Source organism: Haemophilus sp. HMSC066D02, assembly GCF_001810545.1.
In the GTDB taxonomy this organism is placed as follows: Bacteria; Pseudomonadota; Gammaproteobacteria; order Enterobacterales; family Pasteurellaceae; genus Haemophilus_D.
The window spans coordinates 83,037-101,995 of sequence record NZ_KV801813.1 but is presented as its reverse complement, the minus strand read 5'-3'; the positions used below and the strand labels follow the sequence as shown (position 1 = coordinate 101,995).

The window sequence follows — 18,959 nt, the reverse complement described above, 5'->3', positions numbered from 1 at the left end:
AACAATGTTGATGAATACTCTTGATCGTTATATCGGTAAAAGCATCTTGGGGGCAATTTTTGCCACGCTATTTACGTTGGTTGGCCTTTCAGCAATTATCAAATTTGTAGAGCAATTCCGTAGCGTAGGGAAAGGTTCTTATGATATTTGGCAAGCGGTGGCTTATACAGGATTAACCATTCCTAAAGATGTGGAAACCTTTTTCCCAATGGCGGCCTTGTTAGGTGCCTTAATTGCTTTAGGTAATTTAGCCAGCCGTAGTGAATTAGTGGTCATGCAATCTGCGGGTTTTTCTCGTTTTAAAATTGGATTAGCTGTCATGAAAACGGCACTTCCACTGGTGCTTTTTACCATGATTATTGGTGAGTGGGGGATTCCACAAACTGAACAGTTTGCCCGTGATATGCGTACTCGTGCGCTTTCCGGTGGTTCAATGCTTTCGGTAAAAAATGGTGTATGGGCAAAAGACGGTAATAATTTCGTGTATGTGCGTCGAATTAAAGATGATGCACAATTAGAAGATATTTATATTTATACCTTTGATGAACAGCGTAATCTCACTCATTTGAAGCATGCAAATCAAGCACAATATTCTGCTGAAAATAATCAATGGCAGTTGCGTCAAGTGAATAATTCAGCAGTATCAAAAGAACAAATTACCACAACAAACCGTTTAACAGAAGATTGGGCAACAAGCTTAACGCCAGATAAATTAGGCGCAGTTTCATTACGTCCAACGTCATTATCTATTTCCGGTTTGTATGAATATATTGCTTTCTTAAAACAAACAGGACAGGATTCTCGCCGTTTTGAATTAACCTATTGGCGTAAGATTTTTCAGCCCCTTTCTGTAGGTGTAATGATGATGCTTGCGTTATCTTTCATCTTTGGTTCATTACGTAGTGTCACTGCAGGAGCGAGAATCGTAACGGGGATTTGTTTTGGTTTCTTGTTCTATGTCGTCAATGAAATTTTTGGACAAATGAGTGTGGTATTTAATGCGCCAGCCTTTTTAGGTGCACTGATGCCAAGTCTTTTATTTATGGCGATTATTTGGTGGCTACTTGCAAGAAAACGAGATTAATTAATACAAAAAATGAGAAAGACGAACATATAAAGTTCGCCTTTTTGTTCGCTAAAAAAGTGCGATCAAAATTGACCGCACTTTAGGAGTTTAATCTTCTTTAAATTCTCTCATCATTTCTTCTGCTTTTTTCACCATTTCTGCGGAACCGATGAAAAGTGGTACACGTTGGTGAAGTTCACTTGGTTGAATATCTAAAATTCGATTGTAACCATCAGATGCAATCCCCCCCGCTTGTTCTGCTAAGAATGCCATTGGATTGCCTTCATAAAGCAAACGAAGCTTACCATTTGGATAGTTAGTTGCACTTGGGTAAATATAGATACCACCTTTTAATAAGTTACGATGGAAGTCAGCTACTAATGAACCAATATAACGTGATGCATAAGGGCGGTTAGTTGCTTTATCTTCTTCTTGGCAGTATTTAATGTATTTTTTTACCCCTTGTGGGAATTTGAGATATTGTCCTTCATTGATGGAATAGATTTTACCCTCTTTTGGCATCTTCATATTTTCATGAGAAAGGCAGAATGTACCGATAGATGGATCATAAGTGAAACCATTTACACCATGGCCAGTGGTATAAACCAACATGGTAGATGAACCATAGACGATATAACCCGCAGCCACTTGTTTATTACCTGGTTGCATAAAGTCTTCTAAGGTAACAGGTGAGCCAATAGGGGATACACGACGGTAAATAGAGAAAATCGTACCAACAGAAACGTTCACATCGATATTGGATGAACCATCAAGTGGGTCGGTCAAAATAATATATTTTGCATTACGAGCGCGTTCAGTATCAAAAGCGATAAAACTTTCTTCTTCCTCTGAAGCAAAACCTGCCACTTCTTCACGTGACATAAGGGCTGCATTCATGGTGTTATGGGCGAACAAGTCCAATTTCATTTGGCTTTCACCCTGCACGTTTTCGACACCAGACTGACCAAGAATATTGGTTAAACCTGCTTTGTTGATATCACGATGAATGATTTTTGCTAATAAACGAATAGAAGACAAAATACCACTAAGTTCCCCTTTTGCATTTGGATACTCTGCTTGGCGTTCAACAATAAATTCACTCAATGTTTTCATTTTTATTCCTTTTTTATCATTGTTAAGTAACAGATACCTTGATTATACGCTATTTCATAATTTTGATTGAGATCAAAATATGAATAATGAGATCTGCATCACACTTTATTTTCAATATAAAGCCTTGACAAAAGCTATAAATATCCTTTAAAAGAGAGGTGTAACAAAAAAATAACAAACAACACAACATCATAATAAAGGGTATCCTATGAATATAACCCCGATCAGCGAGTCGGCGGTGGTTTGCTCTTTACCACCACCAGCTTCACTTCAACAACAACGTCAACTCTGGGCGTTTGCCAACCAACTACAGTCTCAGCAAGATATTGTAGAAGTTGTCGTGGGGATGAATAATCTCACGGTCTTCACGGATTTTTATGTGGATTTTGCACCGCTTATTCAACGCTTGGAACAATGTTGGACAGAATTAAAAGTATCCACTTTTCAAGGTCGTCATATCGAAATCCCGGTAATTTATGGCGGTGAATTAGGCCAAGATTTATGTGAGGTCGCCAAATTACATAACACAACACCGGAACGGATCGTTCAAATGCACAGTGAGCCCACCTATACCGTGTATATGATTGGTTTCCAACCTGGTTTTCCTTATTTGGGCGGTTTGCCTGAATGCTTACACACGCCTCGTCGTGCCACACCTCGAACTGTTGTTCCTGCAGGTTCCGTTGGTATTGGTGGAGCTCAAACCGGTATTTATCCCTTTTCCTCTCCAGGTGGATGGCAATTAATCGGCCATACCAAGCAAGCACTCTTTGACAAAAATCAAGCACAACCCACTTTATTACAAGCTGGCGATACAGTGAAATTTGTTGTGGAGGGCATTGAATTATGATTCATATTATTGATGTGCAATCTCGTGCCACAATGCAGGATTTAGGCCGTTTTGGTTTACGTCGATTTGGAATCAGTCATTGTGGGGCAATGGACAAATTAGCATTACGAGCAGGCAATATTCTACTGGGAAATGCAGAGGGAGCCCCAGCAATCGAAGTGCCTTTAGGTGGTCTTACATTACAATTTCAGCAAGATATGAATTTTTGTGTGACGGGGGCATTTTATGAAATGACCTTAGATGACAAACCGATTTTTGCCTATTGGCGTTATCAGGCAAGAGCGGGGCAAGTGCTGAAAATGGTACGTGCAAAAATTGGTATGTATGGCTATTTATGTGTTCAGGGTGGCTTCGTCTTATCCCAAGAGCTTAACTCTTGTAGTACGGATCTTCGCGCTCAAATAGGCGGTGTAGAAGGGCGTTGTTTACAAGTTGGCGATCAACTGCAAACGGTAAATGATCCTATTTTGCGTAGTGAAATTGGGATTGCACCTATTCCACTTAAACATACTATTCATGCGTTACCGTCCTCTGAATATCAGGCATTTAAACGAAAATCCCAATATTATTGGTGGCGAAGTAAATGGACGTTGCAAAGCAACAGTGATCGCATGGGTTATCGTTTTCAAGGGCAAAAATTAGAATTAAAGCAACCGCTGGAAATGCTCTCTCATGCTATTCAATTTGGAAGCGTACAAGTGCCACCAAGTGGTCAACCAATTATTTTAATGGCTGATGCACAAACTACGGGCGGTTATCCAAAAATTGCCAATGTGATCGATGCGGATCTTGGTGCGTTGGCACAGGTACGTTTAGGCTCAACCATTCAATTCGAGGCAGTTAGTTTAGAACAAGCCGTAAAATTGCGTCGTAAAAATGAGATATACCTCGATCAAATTAGGAGAATTGTCGATGAAAAAAATTGATTTAAATGCCGATATTGCTGAAGGTTTTCCTTTTGATGAGGCCTTATTAAAATTGCTTTCTTCTGCCAATATTGCTTGTGGTTTACATGCTGGTGGAGCAAAAGAAATGCAAAGTGCGGTTAGATTTGCGAAAGAAAATCAGGTACGCATTGGGGCTCATCCAGGCTTTCCAGATCGAGACAATTTTGGGCGTATTCAAATGGATTTACCCGCGCAAGAATTAGTTGCACATTTACGCTATCAGCTTGGCGCCTTAAAAGCAATTTGTGATGGTGAAGATGTGACGATGAGTTATGTTAAACCTCACGGTGCTTTATACAATCAAGCTGCAAAAGATGAAAAGCTTGCTCGTTTGATTGCTCAAACCGTTCATCAATTTGATCCAAATTTAAAATTAATGGGATTAGCGGGCAGCTTAATGTTACGTATAGCAGAGGAAGAAGGCTTGCAAATCATTTCAGAAGTGTTTGCAGATCGCCATTATATGCCTGATGGAAGTTTAGTGCCTCGTTCGCAACCGAATGCAATGGTGGAGTCTGATGAGGAAGCCATTCAACAAGTGTTACAAATGGTAACAGAAGGTCAAGTCAATGCCATTGATGGAAGCCTTGTGCCAGTAAAAGCAGAAAGTATCTGTTTACATGGCGATAATCAACATTCTCTACAATTTGCGGCACGTATTGTGGAAGAATTAGAGAAAAATCATATAACAATAACAATAACGGCATAAGCCGAGTAAACATAACACACAACATCAACTTAATAAGGGAGGTGCTTTATGGCATCAATCACTCACCGCCGAAATGCGGTGCTGGGGGCGGCTTTTTTAATGGCGACTTCAGCAATAGGTCCGGGCTTTTTAACTCAAACTGCAACGTTTACAAATACCTTATTAGCCAGTTTTGGCTTTGTGATTTTATTATCGATTTTGTTAGATATTGGTGCTCAGCTTAATATTTGGCGAATTGTGGTGGTATCAGGAAAACGTGCGCAGGATATTTCTAATGCGGTTTTCCCTGGTGCAGGATATTTCCTTGCAGCGCTTATTGTGATGGGCGGACTCGCGTTTAACATTGGTAATGTGGGTGGTGCCGGTCTTGGTTTAAACTCAATGTTCGGTATTGCACCAGAAACGGGAGCGATCATTAGCGGTATTATTGCCATTTTAATTTTTTTGCGTAAAGAAGCAGGATTATTAATGGATCGCTTTGCGCAATTAATGGGTTTTATCATGATTGCACTTACATTTTATGTCATGTTTAAAACGGAACCACCTGTTGTTGAGGCGGCATATCGTACCTTCATTCCAGAGCAAATTGATCCGATTGCCATTGTGACATTAGTTGGGGGAACCGTAGGGGGATATATTACCTTTGCAGGAGCTCATCGTTTATTAGATGCAGGCATTCAAGGTGAAAAAGCGATGGCGGAAGTGAGTCGTAGTTCTGTTTCGGCTATTTTGATCGCCTCAACTATGCGAATTGTGTTATTCCTCGCGGTACTTGGCATCGTGGTAAAAGGTGTTCCTCTTAATCCTAAAAATCCTGCTGAAACGCCTTTTGAATATGTAGCTGGCAATTTCGGTCAAGTGTTATTTGGCGTCGTGATTTGGGCGGCTTCCATTACATCTGTTATCGGTGCGGCTTATACTTCAGTTTCTTTCCTCTCAAGCCTTTGTCCAACCATTGAACGTAACCGTAATCGTTGGATTATCGCCTTTATCGTGATTTCTACAGTTGTGTTGGTGACGGTCGGAAAACCTGCAGCGGTATTAGTCTTTGTGGGAACATTGAATGGTTTAATTCTCCCAATTGCACTCGCATTAATTCTGTTAGCGGCTTACCGAAGTGATATTGTTGGAAGCTATAAACACCCAATTTGTTTAGCTTTTGCTGGCTGGTTTGTAGTGATTATTATGGCAATATTAAGTGGAAAAACCATAATTTCTTATGTGTCTAGTTTTGTAAGTTAGTTTTTATTTCAAACTAAAGTGCGGTTAGAATTTACTGAGAGTTTTCAGTGTAATATTCAAAAATCAATCGCACTTTTTTTATCCCTAAATCTGTGTAGAATTAAAAGTATTCAATCACAATAAAGGAATACTGTTATGAAACTTACTCATTTTCCTTTCAAATCAAGTTTACTTGCTGGCAGTATTGCTTTGCTTGCTGCTTGCAATTCAATTACTTATCATCCCACTAAAACGATTGAGCAAATAGATCCACAAAAGGGATATCGCTTGGAAAATGCGATGCAGCAGGCATTACAAAAAGAAAATTTGGTGATTATGACTTTTTCAGGTGGTGGCTCTCGCGCGGCATCTTTAGGTTATGGCGTGTTAGAGCAGTTCCAAAATGTCTCAGTGCGTCCAACAGAGAAAGGTAGCACCTTATTGCAAAATATTGATATTGTGTATGGGGTGTCTGGCGGCTCAGTATTAGCAGCCTATTTTGCTTTGGAGGGACAGGACATTATCCCTAAATTTAATAATTCTTTTTTGAAAAAGAATTTCCAGAAAAAAGTCATCAATGAAGTATTTTCGGTGAGTAATGTGCCTCGGCTTACATCACCACAATTTGGCCGAAGCGATTTGTTGCAGGAGCAACTCAATCTTGCTTTATATCGTGGGAAAAAATTTGCAGATCTTGAACAACGTAAAGGACCTTTTGCTGTAATTAATGCTACCGACATGGTCGCTGGACAGGAGGTCTCTTTCACTCAAGATTTTTTTGATTGGCTTTGTGTAGATTTAAATGATGTTGAAATTGCAAGAGCGGTGGCAGCATCCAGTGCTGTTCCATTAATTTTTTCACCCATTACACAAAATAATCATGGTGGTGCTTGCCAAGCCAAGAGTAAAAAAGAATTATTGACACAGATGAAAGTAGGAAATCGTTTGTGGCTAAACAATTTTGAAACCATGAAAAAACGTACGGCTTCTTATCAAAATAATGAGGAAAAACCTTATTTACATTTGGTTGACGGTGGTTTAACAGATAATTTGGGCTTGGCAAGCTTGTTGGATATGTCGAATTTACTCACTGTCAAAAAATTGTATACAGAGCTGAAAAATTACAATTTACGCAATATTGTCGTGATAAACGTCAATGCCCAAAATGAGCTCTCGAGCCATATTGATAAGTCTGCTGATGTGCCAGGAATCAAAGAAGTGGTGAACACGGTGATAAATGTACCGATTGATAAAACAACGGAATCTACCGTGAAATATTCACAAAAATTTGCTGACCAATGGAATGCTTACGCTAAACATAAAAAAGGTGCAAAAATTAAAGCTTATTTTGTTAATTTAAGTTTGAAAGATTTGCCTGAGGGGCAGTTAAAAAATGATGTGCTTAATATCGGGACATCTTTCTATTTACCCCAATCAGATGTGGACAAATTGCGTGAAGCGGCCAAGGTTTTATTGGAACAATCGAAAGAATATCATAAGGCACTGAAAGCATTACAATAGCCCAATGATTAAAGTGCAGTTAAAATTTATCAGGAATATTAACCGCACTTTTCTTTTTTAAATTCTTTATATCAATTCTATTCATATAAAATCACAACAAAATTCACATCCATCTAGACGTCTAAATCTTTAATGAAGACGTTAATTTTGTTACACTCAGTCTATCTTAAAATTAATTAAATATAGGAAAGCAAAATGAGTAAACTTTTTCCAAATGCCACAATTCGGACTTCTGCGCCATATCGTTTTGATATTGTAGGCAGTTTTTTACGTCCAGAGAATTTAAAACAGGCTCGTCATCAATGCAGTTGTGGTGATATTTCTTGTGCTGATTTAACGCAAGTTGAAGATGCAGAAATTGCTAAATTGGTTGAACATCAAAAAAATGTTGGATTACATGCAGTGACCGATGGTGAATTTCGTCGTACTTTTTGGCATTTAGATTTCTTAGCGGCATTAGATGGCGTGAAAGAAGTGGATGCTGAAAAATTTTCAGTGCAATTTAAGCACGATAATGTCCGTCCGAAAACGTTAAAAATTGTGGATAAGATCGGTTTTTCAGAGAGCCATCCTTTCGTAGAGCATTACCGCTCATTGCAAAAAATGGCAGGGGAGACTGAAGTTAAATTAACCATTCCTTCTCCGTCTATGCTTCATTTAATTTGTACAGTACGAGCCACAGATTATCAGCCAATTGAACGTTATAAAGATAACAATCAGTTGTTATTAGATGATATTGCTGATGCTTATATTGATGCGATGAATATCTTCTATAAATTAGGCTGCCGTAACTTACAGTTGGATGATACCAGTTGGGGCGAGTTCTGTGCGGAAGATAAACGTAAAACCTATACTGAACGCGGTTTAGATTTAGATCAGATTGCTAAAGATTATGTGTATATGTTAAACAAAATCGTAGCTGCGAAACCAGCTGATTTAGCGATTACAATGCATATTTGTCGTGGTAACTTCCGTTCAACGTGGTTCTCGGCAGGTGGTTATGAGCCTATCGCAGAAACCTTATTTGGTCATTGTAATGTAGATGGTTTCTTCTTGGAGTATGACAGTGATCGTGCAGGCGATTTCAAACCTTTACGCTTTATTAAGAATCAACAAGTGGTGTTAGGATTAGTAACCTCAAAATCGGGTGAGTTAGAAAACCGTGATGAAATTATTGCTCGTATTAAAGAAGCAGCACAATATGTGGATATCAATCAACTTTGCTTAAGTCCACAATGTGGTTTTGCTTCAACAGAAGAAGGGAATATTCTGACAGAAGAACAACAATGGAAAAAACTCGAATTTATCCGTAGTATCGCGGAAGAAGTTTGGGGTAAATAATTTCAATTGGAATGTAAAAGGGATAACGGTGAAAGCGGTTATCTCTTTTTTATGAAAGTGCGGTTAAAAATGACCGCACTTTTAAATAATAAAAAAGGAAGCCGATAGACTTCCTTTTATGTTATTTTAATTTAATTATTTTTGACGCATTGCAGGGAAGAGGATCACATCACGGATAGATGGTGCGTTAGCGAAAAGCATTGCTAAGCGGTCGATACCTAAACCTTCACCTGCTGTTGGTGGTAAACCGTGTTCAAGTGCAACAACGAAGTCATCGTCTTTAAACATCGCTTCATCATCACCCGCTTCTTTCGCTGCAACTTGTGCATCAAAACGTTCATTTTGGTCTTCAGCATCGTTTAACTCTGAGAAGCCATTACCAATTTCACGACCACCAATGAACAATTCAAAACGGTCTGTTACTTCTGGATTTTCATCGTTACGACGTGCAAGAGGTGAAATTTCTGCTGGATGCGCCATTAAGAAGGTTGGTTGAATTAAGTGATGTTCAGCCACTTCTTCAAAGATCGCATTTACGATAGAGCCGAGACCCCAAGATTTTTGTACTTCGATACCTAAGCGTTCAGCTGTCGCTTTTGCACGATCGAAGTCATAAAGATCTTCTTTTACGATACCTTTATCAGCACCATATTTAATGGTTGCATCATGTAATGTAATACGTTCAAATGGTTTGCCAAAGTCAAATTCTAAATCACCGTATTTCACAATGGTTGTACCAAGAATATCAATCGCGAGTTTGCGTAATAATTCTTCGGTGTTATCCATTAAATCATGATAATCCGCATAAGCTTGGTAGTATTCAAGCATGGTAAATTCTGGGTTGTGACGGACAGAAACCCCTTCATTACGGAAGTTACGGTTTAATTCGAAGACACGTTCAAAACCACCAACCACTAAACGTTTTAAGTAAAGTTCTGGCGCAATACGAAGATACATATCAACGTCTAATGCATTGTGGTGAGTGATAAATGGACGAGCAGACGCACCGCCTGGAATCACTTGTAGCATTGGAGTTTCAACTTCCATGAAGCCTTTAGAAATAAAGAATTCACGAATACCTGCTACCACTTTTGAACGAATCACAAAAGTACGACGAGATTCTTCATTAGAAATTAAATCTAAGTAACGTTGGCGATAACGGGCTTCCATGTCTGTTAAACCATGGAATTTATTTGGTAACGGACGAAGTGCTTTGGTTAAAAGTTGAACTTCAGTGGTTTTGATGGTTAATTCATTGGTTTTGGTTTTGAAAAGTGTACCTTTCACCCCAATGATATCGCCTAAATCCCAGTTACCTACATCTTCAGCATAAACGCCTTCAGGAAGGTTATCACGAGCAACATATAATTGGATCTTGCCGCTCATATCTTGCAAGGTAATAAAGGTAGCTTTACCCATTGCACGACGAGTCATAATACGACCAGCAACGGCAACTTCAATGGCTTTTTCTTTTAATACTTCACCATCTTCGGCTTCGTACTTATCATGTAAATCTTGAGCAAGGGCGTCACGACGGAATTGATTCGGGAACGCATTACCTTTTTTACGTAATGCGGCTAATTTTTCACGGCGAACGAGCATTTCGCCATTGAGATCTAATTCTTTCACTTCTTGTTCTGACATATCCTTTACCTCGCTAGTTTGTAATTAGAATGTGATTTATTGAAAATAAAAAGGTTTCTTCTATTCTACCCATAGCATTGTTTTTTGTTAAGCCTTTTTTAATGAAGTCATCTGTTTTATAGGGAAAGCGTTGGTGATAAATGCAGGAAAGCAAAATTGTGCTATTTTTTTAATCAAAACGTTTATCATCATGTCTTGATATTCATACAAACAAAAAGAGCGGTCAATTTTTCAGAGGTTTTAAACTTTGAAAATACTGACCGCTCTTTACGTAGAATGATTAATTAAAGATCGAAATCACCGAAATCATTGGTATCGACTTTAGAGTCAATTTGACCAACAAGGTAAGAACTCACTTCTACTTCTTGTGGTGCCACTTGTACGTTGTCAGAAACAAGCCATGCATTAATCCATGGAATTGGGTTTGAACGTGCACCAAATGGTAATGGAAGACCAACGGCTTGCATACGGATATTAGTGATATATTCCACGTATTGCACCAGAATGTCTTTGTTCAAACCAATCATTGAACCGTCTTTGAACAAATAATCTGCCCATTCTTTTTCTTGTTCTGCGGCGGCTAAGAATAAATCATAAGCTTCTTGTTTACATTCTTCCGCAATTTCTGCCATTTCAGGATCGTCTTGACCCGCAGCCATGATGTTTAAAATGTGCTGTGTACCCGTTAAGTGTAAGGCTTCATCACGTGCGATAAATTTAATGATTTTCGCATTACCTTCCATTAATTGACGCTCTGCAAAGGCAAAGGAACAAGCGAAAGATACGTAGAAACGAATCGCTTCAAGTGCGTTCACACTCATTAAGCAAAGGTAAAGTTGTTTTTTCAGGTTACGTAATGTCACCACACATTCTTTACCATCTACCGTGTAAGTACCTTCACCGTACAGGCTGTAAAGTTGGCTATCACGGATTAAATCATCGTAATAAGAAGAAATGTCACGCGCACGTTTGATGATTTCTTCGTTCGTCACGATATCATCAAACACGATAGATGGGTCGTTCACAATGTTACGAATAATGTGTGTGTAAGAACGAGAGTGGATGGTTTCAGAGAAGGTCCAAGTTTCAATCCAGGTTTCTAATTCAGGGATAGACACTAACGGTAACAATGCAACGTTCGGACTACGGCCTTGAATAGAATCTAATAAGGTTTGATATTTTAAGTTACTGATGAAAATATGTTTTTCATGCTCAGGTAACGCGGCATAGTCGATACGGTCTTGTGAAACATCCACTTCTTCCGGACGCCAGAAGAAAGAAAGTTGTTTTTCAATGAGCTTTTCAAACGTCTCATATTTTTGTTGATCGTAACGTGCAACATTAACATTTTGACCAAAGAACATAGGCTCTTTTAATTGGTCGTTTTTAGTTTGTGAGAAAGTAGTATATGCCATGTTATATCCTTATTTATAGCGGGCTTTTACCCACTTAATGATTGATTGCCTAAAAATATCAAAAGGCGGACTTGTAAACAAGCCCACCTAAATTATTAAATCTTACAAGCGCCACCCGCACAGCCATCATCTAAATCTTCTTGGCTGTCTTCAGCACCATCACGAGTGTTTTGATAGTAAAGGGTTTTTAAGCCGTATTTGTAAGCGGTTAAAAGATCTTTTAACAACACTTTCATTGGCACTTTACCGTCTTCAAAACGTTTCGGATCGTAGTTGGTATTTGCAGAGATCGCTTGGTCTACGAATTTTTGCATAATGCCCACTAAGTGTAAGTAACCGTCATTGCTTGGAATATCCCAAAGCAACTCGTAGTTATCACTTAGGTTTTCATAATCCGGTACAACTTGTCTTAAGATACCATCTTTTGACGCTTTAATACTCACATGACCACGTGGCGGTTCGATACCATTTGTTGCGTTAGAAATCTGTGAAGAGGTTTCTGACGGCATTAATGCGGTTAAGGTTGAGTTACGCAAACCGAATTCTTTGATTTCTTGACGTAATGTTTCCCAATCATAATGTAATGGTTCTTGCGTTAAGCTATCGATATCTTTCTTATACGTATCGATTGGTAAAATACCTTTCGCGTAATTGGTTTCATTGAAGTATTCGCATGCACCTAATTCTTTCGCTAAGTTCATGGAGGCTTTCAATAGATAGTATTGAATCGCTTCAAATGTACGGTGAGTTAAATCGTTCGCTGAACCATCAGAATAACGCACACCATTTTTCGCTAAATAATACGCATAGTTAATTACACCAATACCAAGTGAACGACGACCTAATGAAGAGCGTTTTGCCGCTGGAACAGGGTAGTCTTGGTAATCTAGTAATGCATCTAATGCACGTACTGCAAGATCCGCTAAGTTATCTAACTCGTCTAAATCATCTAATTGACCCAAGTTGAACGCTGAAAGTGTACAAAGGGCAATTTCACCATTTTCATCATGGAAATGTTGTAATGGTTTAGTTGGTAATGCAATTTCTAAACATAAGTTAGATTGACGCACTGGGGCAACAAGCGGATCAAATGGTGAATGGGTATTACAGTGATCCACGTTTTGGATATAAATACGACCGGTTGATGCACGTTCTTGCATTAATAAAGAGAATAACTCAACGGCTTTTACAGCACGTTTGCGGATATTTGGATCCTGTTCGTATTTCACGTAAAGTTCTTCAAATTTATCTTGATCAGCAAAGAAAGCTTCATAAAGTCCAGGTACATCTGAAGGGCTAAATAAAGTAATGTCTGCGCCTTTAATTAAGCGTTGATACATTAATTTATTTAACTGTACGCCGTAGTCCATATGACGCACACGGTTATCTTCCACACCACGGTTATTTTTCAATACTAATAAGCTTTCAACTTCTAAGTGCCAAATCGGGTAGTAAACTGTCGCCGCACCACCACGTACGCCACCTTGTGAACAAGATTTAACGGCACTTTGGAAGTGTTTATAGAATGGAATACAGCCAGTGTGGAATGCTTCACCACCACGAATAGGGCTACCTAACGCACGAATTGCACCTGCATTTACTCCGATACCAGCTCGTTGTGAAACGTATTTCACAATTGCTGCAGAGGTAGCATTGATAGAGTCTAAGCTGTCACCACATTCAATCAATACGCAAGAGCTGAATTGACGAGTAGGCGTACGAACCCCCGCCATAATTGGCGTAGGTAAGGAAATTTTAAAGGTTGAGGTCGCATCATAGAAACGACGAATATAATCCAAACGGGTTTCTTGTGGATATTTTGAGAATAAGCTCGCTGCAACTAATAAATAAAGGAATTGCGCAGATTCATAGATCTCACCGGTTACACGGTTTTGAACTAAATATTTTCCTTCTAATTGTTTTACTGCGGCATAAGAAAAGGTCATATCACGCCAGTGATCAATAAACCCATCCATTTCATCCCATTCTTCACGAGTATAGTCGGCTAAAAGTGCAGGATCGTATTTGCCCATGCGCACTAATTTTTTCACATGATCGTATAAACGAGGCGGATCAAAATGGCCATACGCTTTTTTGCGTAAATGGAAAACCGCAAGACGTGCAGCAAGATATTGATAATCCGGGGTATCTTTACTGATTAGGTCTGCCGCTGCTTTAATAATCGTTTCGTGAATATCAGAGGTACGAATGCCTTCATAAAATTGAATATGAGAACGCAATTCAACTTGAGAAACAGACACGTTTTCCAAGCCTTCAGCCGCCCAAGTAATCACTCGGTGAATTTTGTCTAAATTGATTTGTTCAAGCGTACCATCGCGCTTTGTAACCATTAATCCTTTGTTCATGGGAGATAAAACCTGCTAGAGAGATGACTTTAAAAAAACACAAGATATAGTGTTATGAAAAATAACGATGCACAAGATAGAGTGTTTTAAAATTGAATTCAAGCAGTAAATTTTTTACTTACATTATTGACAAAAGATAAGTCATTTAAAACAAATAACTTTTTTTCGAAGTGATGTTTTTTTAAGCAGGATCTTTTTTGTAAATCTTTGTAAAGAAAAAAGTGCGGTCAAAAACGAGATGATTTTTGATCGCACTTTAAGGGTTAAAAAATTAATTAATTCAAATATTTAAATACTTTGACAACTTTTTGAACGCCGGTAACTTTACTTGCAATTTCTGCAGCTGAGTCACCTTGTGATTGTGTGACGTTTCCGAGTAAGAATACTTCACCATTTTCGGTGATCACTTTCACATCTGTTGCTTTTACATTATCGCCTACAAAGAGTTTAGATTTAATTTGTGTGGTAATCCAACTGTCTTTGGTAATTTGACCAAAGTTAATTTTATTACCCACACGTAATTCATTATAGACGTCATTCACACCCTCCACGCCTTTTGCAAGACTGGTTGCGGTTTCTTTCACGCCTTCACTTGGCACTTGACCAATTAATAATACACGGCCACTATAAGAAACGGCATGTACACGACCTTCTGATTTAATTTGTGCATCTTTATCTAATGCATTTTCAACTTTTACTTCTAGGGTTTCATCATCGACTTGGGTCCCCATTGTGCGAGGATCCGTTGCAACTTTAGCACCAGCAGCCGCGCCACCAAGTACAGCAGCCACACAGCCTTGTAACATAATAGATGCACCAAGTACGAAGGCGAGTTTTTTTAATGGGGTTAATTTCATCACTAATCTCCTTTTTATAAATGAGTGAGTTAACTAATTAGTCAATTAATTTTAGAAATAGTTTGGTTGGAAAAGCCTTTAATGTCAAGCTCTTGGAAAAAGCGTGCTATCAACAAGCTCACACAGTGCATTAATAATGAATAAATGATTTTCCAAAATGCGTGCTTCTTTCGTCGCGGGAATCGAGATTTCTAAATCTGTTTCAGCTAACACACCTTGAATTGCATCATTGTTTGCACCGGTTAAGGCTATGACCTGAATTTCTTTATTGACGGCATTCGCAATCGTATTCAGCACCGCTTTTTCTGTACCAAGAGGCGCAAAGGCTATCAATAAATCGCCAGGCTTAGCGATAGCGTTGAATTGATGTTGATAAAGCTGATCGATAGGTTGATCAAAAACCAGTGAAGAACCGACCGCACTTTCAAGGCTAAGATGTACGGATGGCAGGCTCGGGCGCTCAAAATCATAACGATTAAGCAAATTTGACACTAAGAACTGCGCATTCGCATAAGAACGAGCGACACCACAGGCAATCACTTTATGACCACTTAATAAACATTGCATCACCATTTGTGTGGCGGTGGCAATATTTTCTGATAATAGGCTCGAAGCAGAGATTTGAATCTGAATACTTTCGCTATAAATATCTTTAACTTTTTGTAACATAATCGGAAAAGGTTAATCGAGAAAATTAGGAATCCATTGGATATCACTGGCGGTTTTTCCAAAGGCGATGAGATCAAAACGACAATCCGCATCTTCGAGGCTTAGGTTGCGTTTGGCAAGCCACAAATTTGCGGCATTTAGCCATTTTTGTTGCTTTTGCCAATCTACACTTTCAACAGCAGATCCAAATGTTGAGTTGGAGCGTTGGCGTACTTCAACAAACACAATGGTTTGCCCGTCTTGCATAACGAGATCTAATTCACCGCATTTGAAATGTTGATTTGCTGCGATGAATTTGAGACCTTTAGACTCTAAGAAAAGGCGGGCTTGATGTTCAAAGCCCGCCCCTTGTTGACGTTTTAATGAAAACATGGATTAGTTCGCAACCGCTACCACGTTACCATCTTGTACTTGATACCATGTCATATCGCGATCCACATCACAGTTTGAATCCGCGCTAAGCTGACCGGTTAAACCACTTAAGGTGTAACCTGGTACTTGGCGTAATTCATTAAAGTGATTGATGAGCAACCATGCATCAGAACCCATAGCATATAAACGCATTAATTGGAATTCACCACCGGTTGAGCCAGCCACTTTTTGATATTGTGAAGAATCGCTTTGTTTAAAGAATGGAATATCACTAAATTGAACGCCATTCATTTTCGCATAGTATTCTGGTGTATTGCTTGCTGCGTTAGAACGAGAGCTTGCATAAATACGGACATTCGGATTGCTGGTATCTAAATAACCTTTAATTTCAGCCAATTCATCTGGTGAAGAGATGACATAAAGTGCACTTGTATCTTGTGGTGCACCTTGGAAGAAGTAGGTAATATCAGCTGGTAAATTATAGTAGCGAATATTCGCATCTGTACCCGCTAGACGTTGCCAACGCACGTTGAAAGCGTTTCCTACACGTTGTCCTAAATCATTTTGCGGCATCGCAACGATTGGATTGCGAATACCATCTTTCCACATTTTGTTTGCTGCAGACTCTGCTTCATCTTCTGGAGATAAACCGTAATAACAGACTTGGTTAATTGCTTGAGTATTTGCTGTTGCATTTAATGTGAGCACATCCATGCCTTGTACTGCGCTTGGGTTCGCAATGATGGCATCGACGTTTTGTTTAAGTAGTGGACCCACTAACGCTTTAATACCCGATGCTTTTGCTTGTGCAATAATGTCATTAATCGGTGTAGTTGATGAGTCAAATACTTGTACAGGGATGGTTGAGTCACCTTTTGCATCATTGAAACCTGATTGAATAGTTGTACCTAAAATTTGGCCATCGCCGCTTAAAGGTAAGACTAAACCAATTTGAGCTAAATTCGTTTGTTGGAAATTCAACAAGCTTTCTAGCTCTTTAGGGAAAAAGGTTGCCGCAACGTGGTTTGGATAAGCGGATTTCCAACTTTGTAACGCTTGGCTTAATTGTACTGGCTGACGGATATTGTCATTATAAGCTTTAATTAAGGTGAGCCAACCGCCTAATGCTACGCTACCTTCATCTGAGGCATTATTGATGACAGCGGCATTCGCAGAACGGAGCAATGACCAAGTTTTATCAACATTATCTTTACGACGTTGCATGTCTGTTAAATTTTCATCCATTTTGATGCGCGCTTTCACCGCTTCAATCACGTCTTTACGATTTTCTGCTGTTTGAGCAAAGGTTTCGTAATAACGAGATTTTTGTGATGGACTTAATTTAGTCAGATCGAGTGCACGTAATTTACCTTCAGCAACATCATTATTACCTTTTGCTGCGGCGATGCGCGCTTCAATTAACGTACGATCTAATTGTTGTGCTTCGTTTAAGTCAACTAACTCCGTTAATAGCTCTTCCGCTTGGGGTACTTTATTTTCAGAAATTAATACACGAGCTGCTAAGAGTTTGTATGTTTGTTGATCTTCTTTATCCTGTGTTTGCCCTAATTTGTTCATATAAAATTCAGAACTTGCATTGGCATCACGTTGTAATGTTTGGGTAAAGCTGCTGCCAAATAAGTTAGAACAACCTGCTAACGCAACAGACAATAAAATCGGCATTAAACGTTTTTTAAAACGACCGCCTTGTAATAGAATAGACATATTCGCTCCATAATGAATAAATCAATAATGGGCGATCTTACTTATCTCACAATGTAAAAGCAAACAAAAATGAATGATTTAACCGGAATTTTATATATTGTCGCCACGCCAATCGGGAATTTACAAGATATTACACAACGTGCTTTAGAGACCTTTTCACAAGTGGATTTAATTGCTGCGGAAGACACACGCCACAGTGGTTTATTGCTCAGTCATTATGGTATCAAAAAGCCTTTTTTCGCCTTGCATGATCACAATGAACAAGAAAAAGCTCATGTATTGGTAGAAAAGCTAAAACAAGGCACCAATATTGCATTAATTTCTGATGCGGGAACGCCCTTGATTAGCGATCCGGGTTTTCATTTAGTGCGTCAATGTCGTGAGGCAGGTATTAAAGTGGTGCCGCTACCCGGTGCTTGTGCGGCAATTACGGCATTATGTGCATCGGGCATTGCGTCAGACCGTTTTTGCTTTGAAGGTTTTTTACCTGCGAAAACCAAGGCGCGTAAGGATAAGTTAGAAAACGTTGCGGAAGAAGACCGCACTTTAATCTTCTATGAATCAACGCACCGCATTTTAGATACCCTTACCGATATGCAAGAGGTATTAGGTGGTGAACGCTATGTAGTACTTGCCCGTGAAATTACGAAAACGTGGGAAAGCATTGCGGGGGATAAATTAAGTGATCTTCGTCAATGGTTAAGTGAAGATCCGAATCGCACGAAAGGTGAAATGGTGTTAATCGTGGAAGGCAAACCAAAATCAGAAGGTAGTGACGAATTTGCACCACAAGCAATTAAAGCGCTCACCTTGATCGCCAAAGAATTACCTTTAAAAAAAGCTGCAGCAATTGTGGCAGAACTTTATGGTTATAAGAAAAATGCTTTATACCAATTTGGATTGGATAATTTAGACTAATTTTTAAGAAATAGCCCTCTTTAGTAAGAGGGATGAAAACAGAATTTGATTAATTTCGGAGAACAAATGTTAAAACAGGTTTCAGATACCTTACTTGCACCAAGCAATTTATCGTATCAATCATTGCTTAATATTTTTGATGTGATGTCGCATCGTCATATTGATTATGCGGATCTTTATTTTCAATTGAGCCAAGATGAAAGCTGGGTATTAGAAGACAGTATT

16 protein-coding genes and 1 pseudogene are annotated in these 18,959 nt (G+C 39.0%); 9 read left to right on the top strand and 8 right to left on the bottom strand.

All coding sequences use genetic code 11. From position 1 onward, the window contains the following. Positions 1-10: 10 nt before the first annotated feature. Positions 11-1,084, top strand: coding sequence for an LPS export ABC transporter permease LptG (gene lptG, locus HMPREF2750_RS06880; protein WP_371448516.1), 1,074 nt, complete (start codon positions 11-13; stop codon positions 1,082-1,084). A gap of 90 nt (positions 1,085-1,174) precedes the next feature. On the opposite strand, the gene fbp is transcribed toward lptG, so the two are convergent. Beyond that, positions 1,175-2,179 (bottom strand): class 1 fructose-bisphosphatase, encoded by a 1,005-nt coding sequence (gene fbp, locus HMPREF2750_RS06875; RefSeq protein ID WP_065243994.1) that lies wholly within the window; start codon positions 2,177-2,179, stop codon positions 1,175-1,177. Between the two features lie 208 nt (positions 2,180-2,387). Here fbp and pxpB point away from each other — a divergent pair, with 208 nt between their 5' ends. The 6 genes from pxpB (at position 2,388) to HMPREF2750_RS06845 (ending at position 8,768) form a co-directional block, all read left to right on the top strand. Then, positions 2,388-3,029 (top strand): 5-oxoprolinase subunit PxpB, encoded by a 642-nt coding sequence (gene pxpB / locus HMPREF2750_RS06870; RefSeq protein WP_070583158.1) that lies wholly within the window; start codon positions 2,388-2,390, stop codon positions 3,027-3,029. Then, positions 3,026-3,955 (top strand): 5-oxoprolinase subunit C family protein, encoded by a 930-nt coding sequence (locus tag HMPREF2750_RS06865; protein ID WP_070583157.1) that lies wholly within the window; start codon positions 3,026-3,028, stop codon positions 3,953-3,955. Before pxpB ends, HMPREF2750_RS06865 begins: the two co-directional genes overlap by 4 nt. After that, positions 3,942-4,685 (top strand): 5-oxoprolinase subunit PxpA, encoded by a 744-nt coding sequence (gene pxpA / locus HMPREF2750_RS06860; RefSeq protein WP_070583156.1) that lies wholly within the window; start codon positions 3,942-3,944, stop codon positions 4,683-4,685. The genes HMPREF2750_RS06865 and pxpA overlap by 14 nt, the downstream gene beginning before the upstream one ends. A 48-nt stretch (positions 4,686-4,733) precedes the next feature. Then, positions 4,734-5,927 carry an NRAMP family divalent metal transporter gene (locus HMPREF2750_RS06855; protein WP_070583155.1) on the top strand — a complete coding sequence of 398 codons (1,194 nt, stop codon included), beginning with the start codon at positions 4,734-4,736 and terminating at the stop codon, positions 5,925-5,927. Between the two features lie 135 nt (positions 5,928-6,062). Next, positions 6,063-7,427: a patatin-like phospholipase family protein gene (locus tag HMPREF2750_RS06850; protein ID WP_070583154.1), complete on the top strand. Its 1,365-nt coding sequence runs from the start codon at positions 6,063-6,065 to the stop codon at positions 7,425-7,427. A 195-nt stretch (positions 7,428-7,622) separates the two neighbouring features. Continuing rightward, positions 7,623-8,768 (top strand): 5-methyltetrahydropteroyltriglutamate--homocysteine S-methyltransferase, encoded by a 1,146-nt coding sequence (locus HMPREF2750_RS06845; RefSeq protein ID WP_070583153.1) that lies wholly within the window; start codon positions 7,623-7,625, stop codon positions 8,766-8,768. A gap of 135 nt (positions 8,769-8,903) precedes the next feature. Here the strand turns inward: HMPREF2750_RS06845 and lysS are convergent, their stop codons facing one another. From lysS to HMPREF2750_RS06810, 7 genes are all read right to left on the bottom strand, one after another. After that, the gene (gene lysS, locus HMPREF2750_RS06840; protein ID WP_070583152.1) at positions 8,904-10,412 is read right to left on the bottom strand and encodes a lysine--tRNA ligase; all 1,509 of its coding nucleotides are present in this window, start codon (positions 10,410-10,412) and stop codon (positions 8,904-8,906) included. A gap of 284 nt (positions 10,413-10,696) precedes the next feature. Further along, a complete protein-coding gene (nrdB, locus tag HMPREF2750_RS06835; protein WP_014065539.1) occupies positions 10,697-11,827 on the bottom strand; it encodes a class Ia ribonucleoside-diphosphate reductase subunit beta in 1,131 nt (376 codons plus the stop codon). Positions 11,828-11,922: 95 nt separating this feature from the next. Beyond that, the gene (gene nrdA / locus HMPREF2750_RS06830) at positions 11,923-14,193 is read right to left on the bottom strand and encodes a class 1a ribonucleoside-diphosphate reductase subunit alpha (RefSeq protein WP_070583151.1); all 2,271 of its coding nucleotides are present in this window, start codon (positions 14,191-14,193) and stop codon (positions 11,923-11,925) included. A gap of 275 nt (positions 14,194-14,468) precedes the next feature. After that, positions 14,469-15,050, bottom strand: a complete 582-nt coding sequence (gene dolP, locus HMPREF2750_RS06825; RefSeq protein WP_070583150.1) for a division/outer membrane stress-associated lipid-binding lipoprotein — start codon at positions 15,048-15,050, stop codon at positions 14,469-14,471. Positions 15,051-15,134: 84 nt separating this feature from the next. After that, the gene (locus tag HMPREF2750_RS06820) at positions 15,135-15,719 is read right to left on the bottom strand and encodes a D-sedoheptulose-7-phosphate isomerase (RefSeq protein ID WP_070583149.1); all 585 of its coding nucleotides are present in this window, start codon (positions 15,717-15,719) and stop codon (positions 15,135-15,137) included. 12 nt (positions 15,720-15,731) lie between these two features. Then, the gene (locus HMPREF2750_RS06815; protein ID WP_049384218.1) at positions 15,732-16,091 is read right to left on the bottom strand and encodes a YraN family protein; all 360 of its coding nucleotides are present in this window, start codon (positions 16,089-16,091) and stop codon (positions 15,732-15,734) included. Positions 16,092-16,094: 3 nt separating this feature from the next. Then, entirely contained in the window at positions 16,095-17,816 is a 1,722-nt protein-coding gene (locus tag HMPREF2750_RS06810; protein WP_070583148.1) for a penicillin-binding protein activator, read from the bottom strand. A gap of 69 nt (positions 17,817-17,885) precedes the next feature. Between HMPREF2750_RS06810 and rsmI the strand changes: the two genes are divergently transcribed. Together rsmI and HMPREF2750_RS09985 are read left to right on the top strand one after the other, a co-directional pair. Further along, positions 17,886-18,734, top strand: coding sequence for a 16S rRNA (cytidine(1402)-2'-O)-methyltransferase (gene rsmI / locus HMPREF2750_RS06805; RefSeq protein WP_070583147.1), 849 nt, complete (start codon positions 17,886-17,888; stop codon positions 18,732-18,734). A 66-nt stretch (positions 18,735-18,800) separates the two neighbouring features. Continuing rightward, positions 18,801-18,959 (top strand): annotated as a pseudogene (locus HMPREF2750_RS09985) (metalloprotease TldD); the annotation flags it as partial.

Excerpts from the sequence above, each read along its gene's own strand:
- HMPREF2750_RS06855 (WP_070583155.1), top strand. The coding sequence starts at position 4,734 with ATGGCATCAATCACTCACCGCCGAAATGCGGTGCTGGGGGCGGCTTTT.
- rsmI (WP_070583147.1), top strand. The coding sequence starts at position 17,886 with ATGAATGATTTAACCGGAATTTTATATATTGTCGCCACGCCAATCGGG.
- HMPREF2750_RS06820 (WP_070583149.1), bottom strand. The coding sequence starts at position 15,719 with ATGTTACAAAAAGTTAAAGATATTTATAGCGAAAGTATTCAGATTCAA.
- nrdB (WP_014065539.1), bottom strand. The coding sequence starts at position 11,827 with ATGGCATATACTACTTTCTCACAAACTAAAAACGACCAATTAAAAGAG.
- pxpB (WP_070583158.1), top strand. The coding sequence starts at position 2,388 with ATGAATATAACCCCGATCAGCGAGTCGGCGGTGGTTTGCTCTTTACCA.
- dolP (WP_070583150.1), bottom strand. The coding sequence starts at position 15,050 with ATGAAATTAACCCCATTAAAAAAACTCGCCTTCGTACTTGGTGCATCT.
- lptG (WP_371448516.1), top strand. The coding sequence starts at position 11 with ATGAATACTCTTGATCGTTATATCGGTAAAAGCATCTTGGGGGCAATT.
- fbp (WP_065243994.1), bottom strand. The coding sequence starts at position 2,179 with ATGAAAACATTGAGTGAATTTATTGTTGAACGCCAAGCAGAGTATCCA.
- HMPREF2750_RS06810 (WP_070583148.1), bottom strand. The coding sequence starts at position 17,816 with ATGTCTATTCTATTACAAGGCGGTCGTTTTAAAAAACGTTTAATGCCG.
- HMPREF2750_RS06865 (WP_070583157.1), top strand. The coding sequence starts at position 3,026 with ATGATTCATATTATTGATGTGCAATCTCGTGCCACAATGCAGGATTTA.
- pxpA (WP_070583156.1), top strand. The coding sequence starts at position 3,942 with ATGAAAAAAATTGATTTAAATGCCGATATTGCTGAAGGTTTTCCTTTT.
- HMPREF2750_RS06850 (WP_070583154.1), top strand. The coding sequence starts at position 6,063 with ATGAAACTTACTCATTTTCCTTTCAAATCAAGTTTACTTGCTGGCAGT.
- lysS (WP_070583152.1), bottom strand. The coding sequence starts at position 10,412 with ATGTCAGAACAAGAAGTGAAAGAATTAGATCTCAATGGCGAAATGCTC.
- nrdA (WP_070583151.1), bottom strand. The coding sequence starts at position 14,193 with ATGAACAAAGGATTAATGGTTACAAAGCGCGATGGTACGCTTGAACAA.
- HMPREF2750_RS06815 (WP_049384218.1), bottom strand. The coding sequence starts at position 16,091 with ATGTTTTCATTAAAACGTCAACAAGGGGCGGGCTTTGAACATCAAGCC.
- HMPREF2750_RS06845 (WP_070583153.1), top strand. The coding sequence starts at position 7,623 with ATGAGTAAACTTTTTCCAAATGCCACAATTCGGACTTCTGCGCCATAT.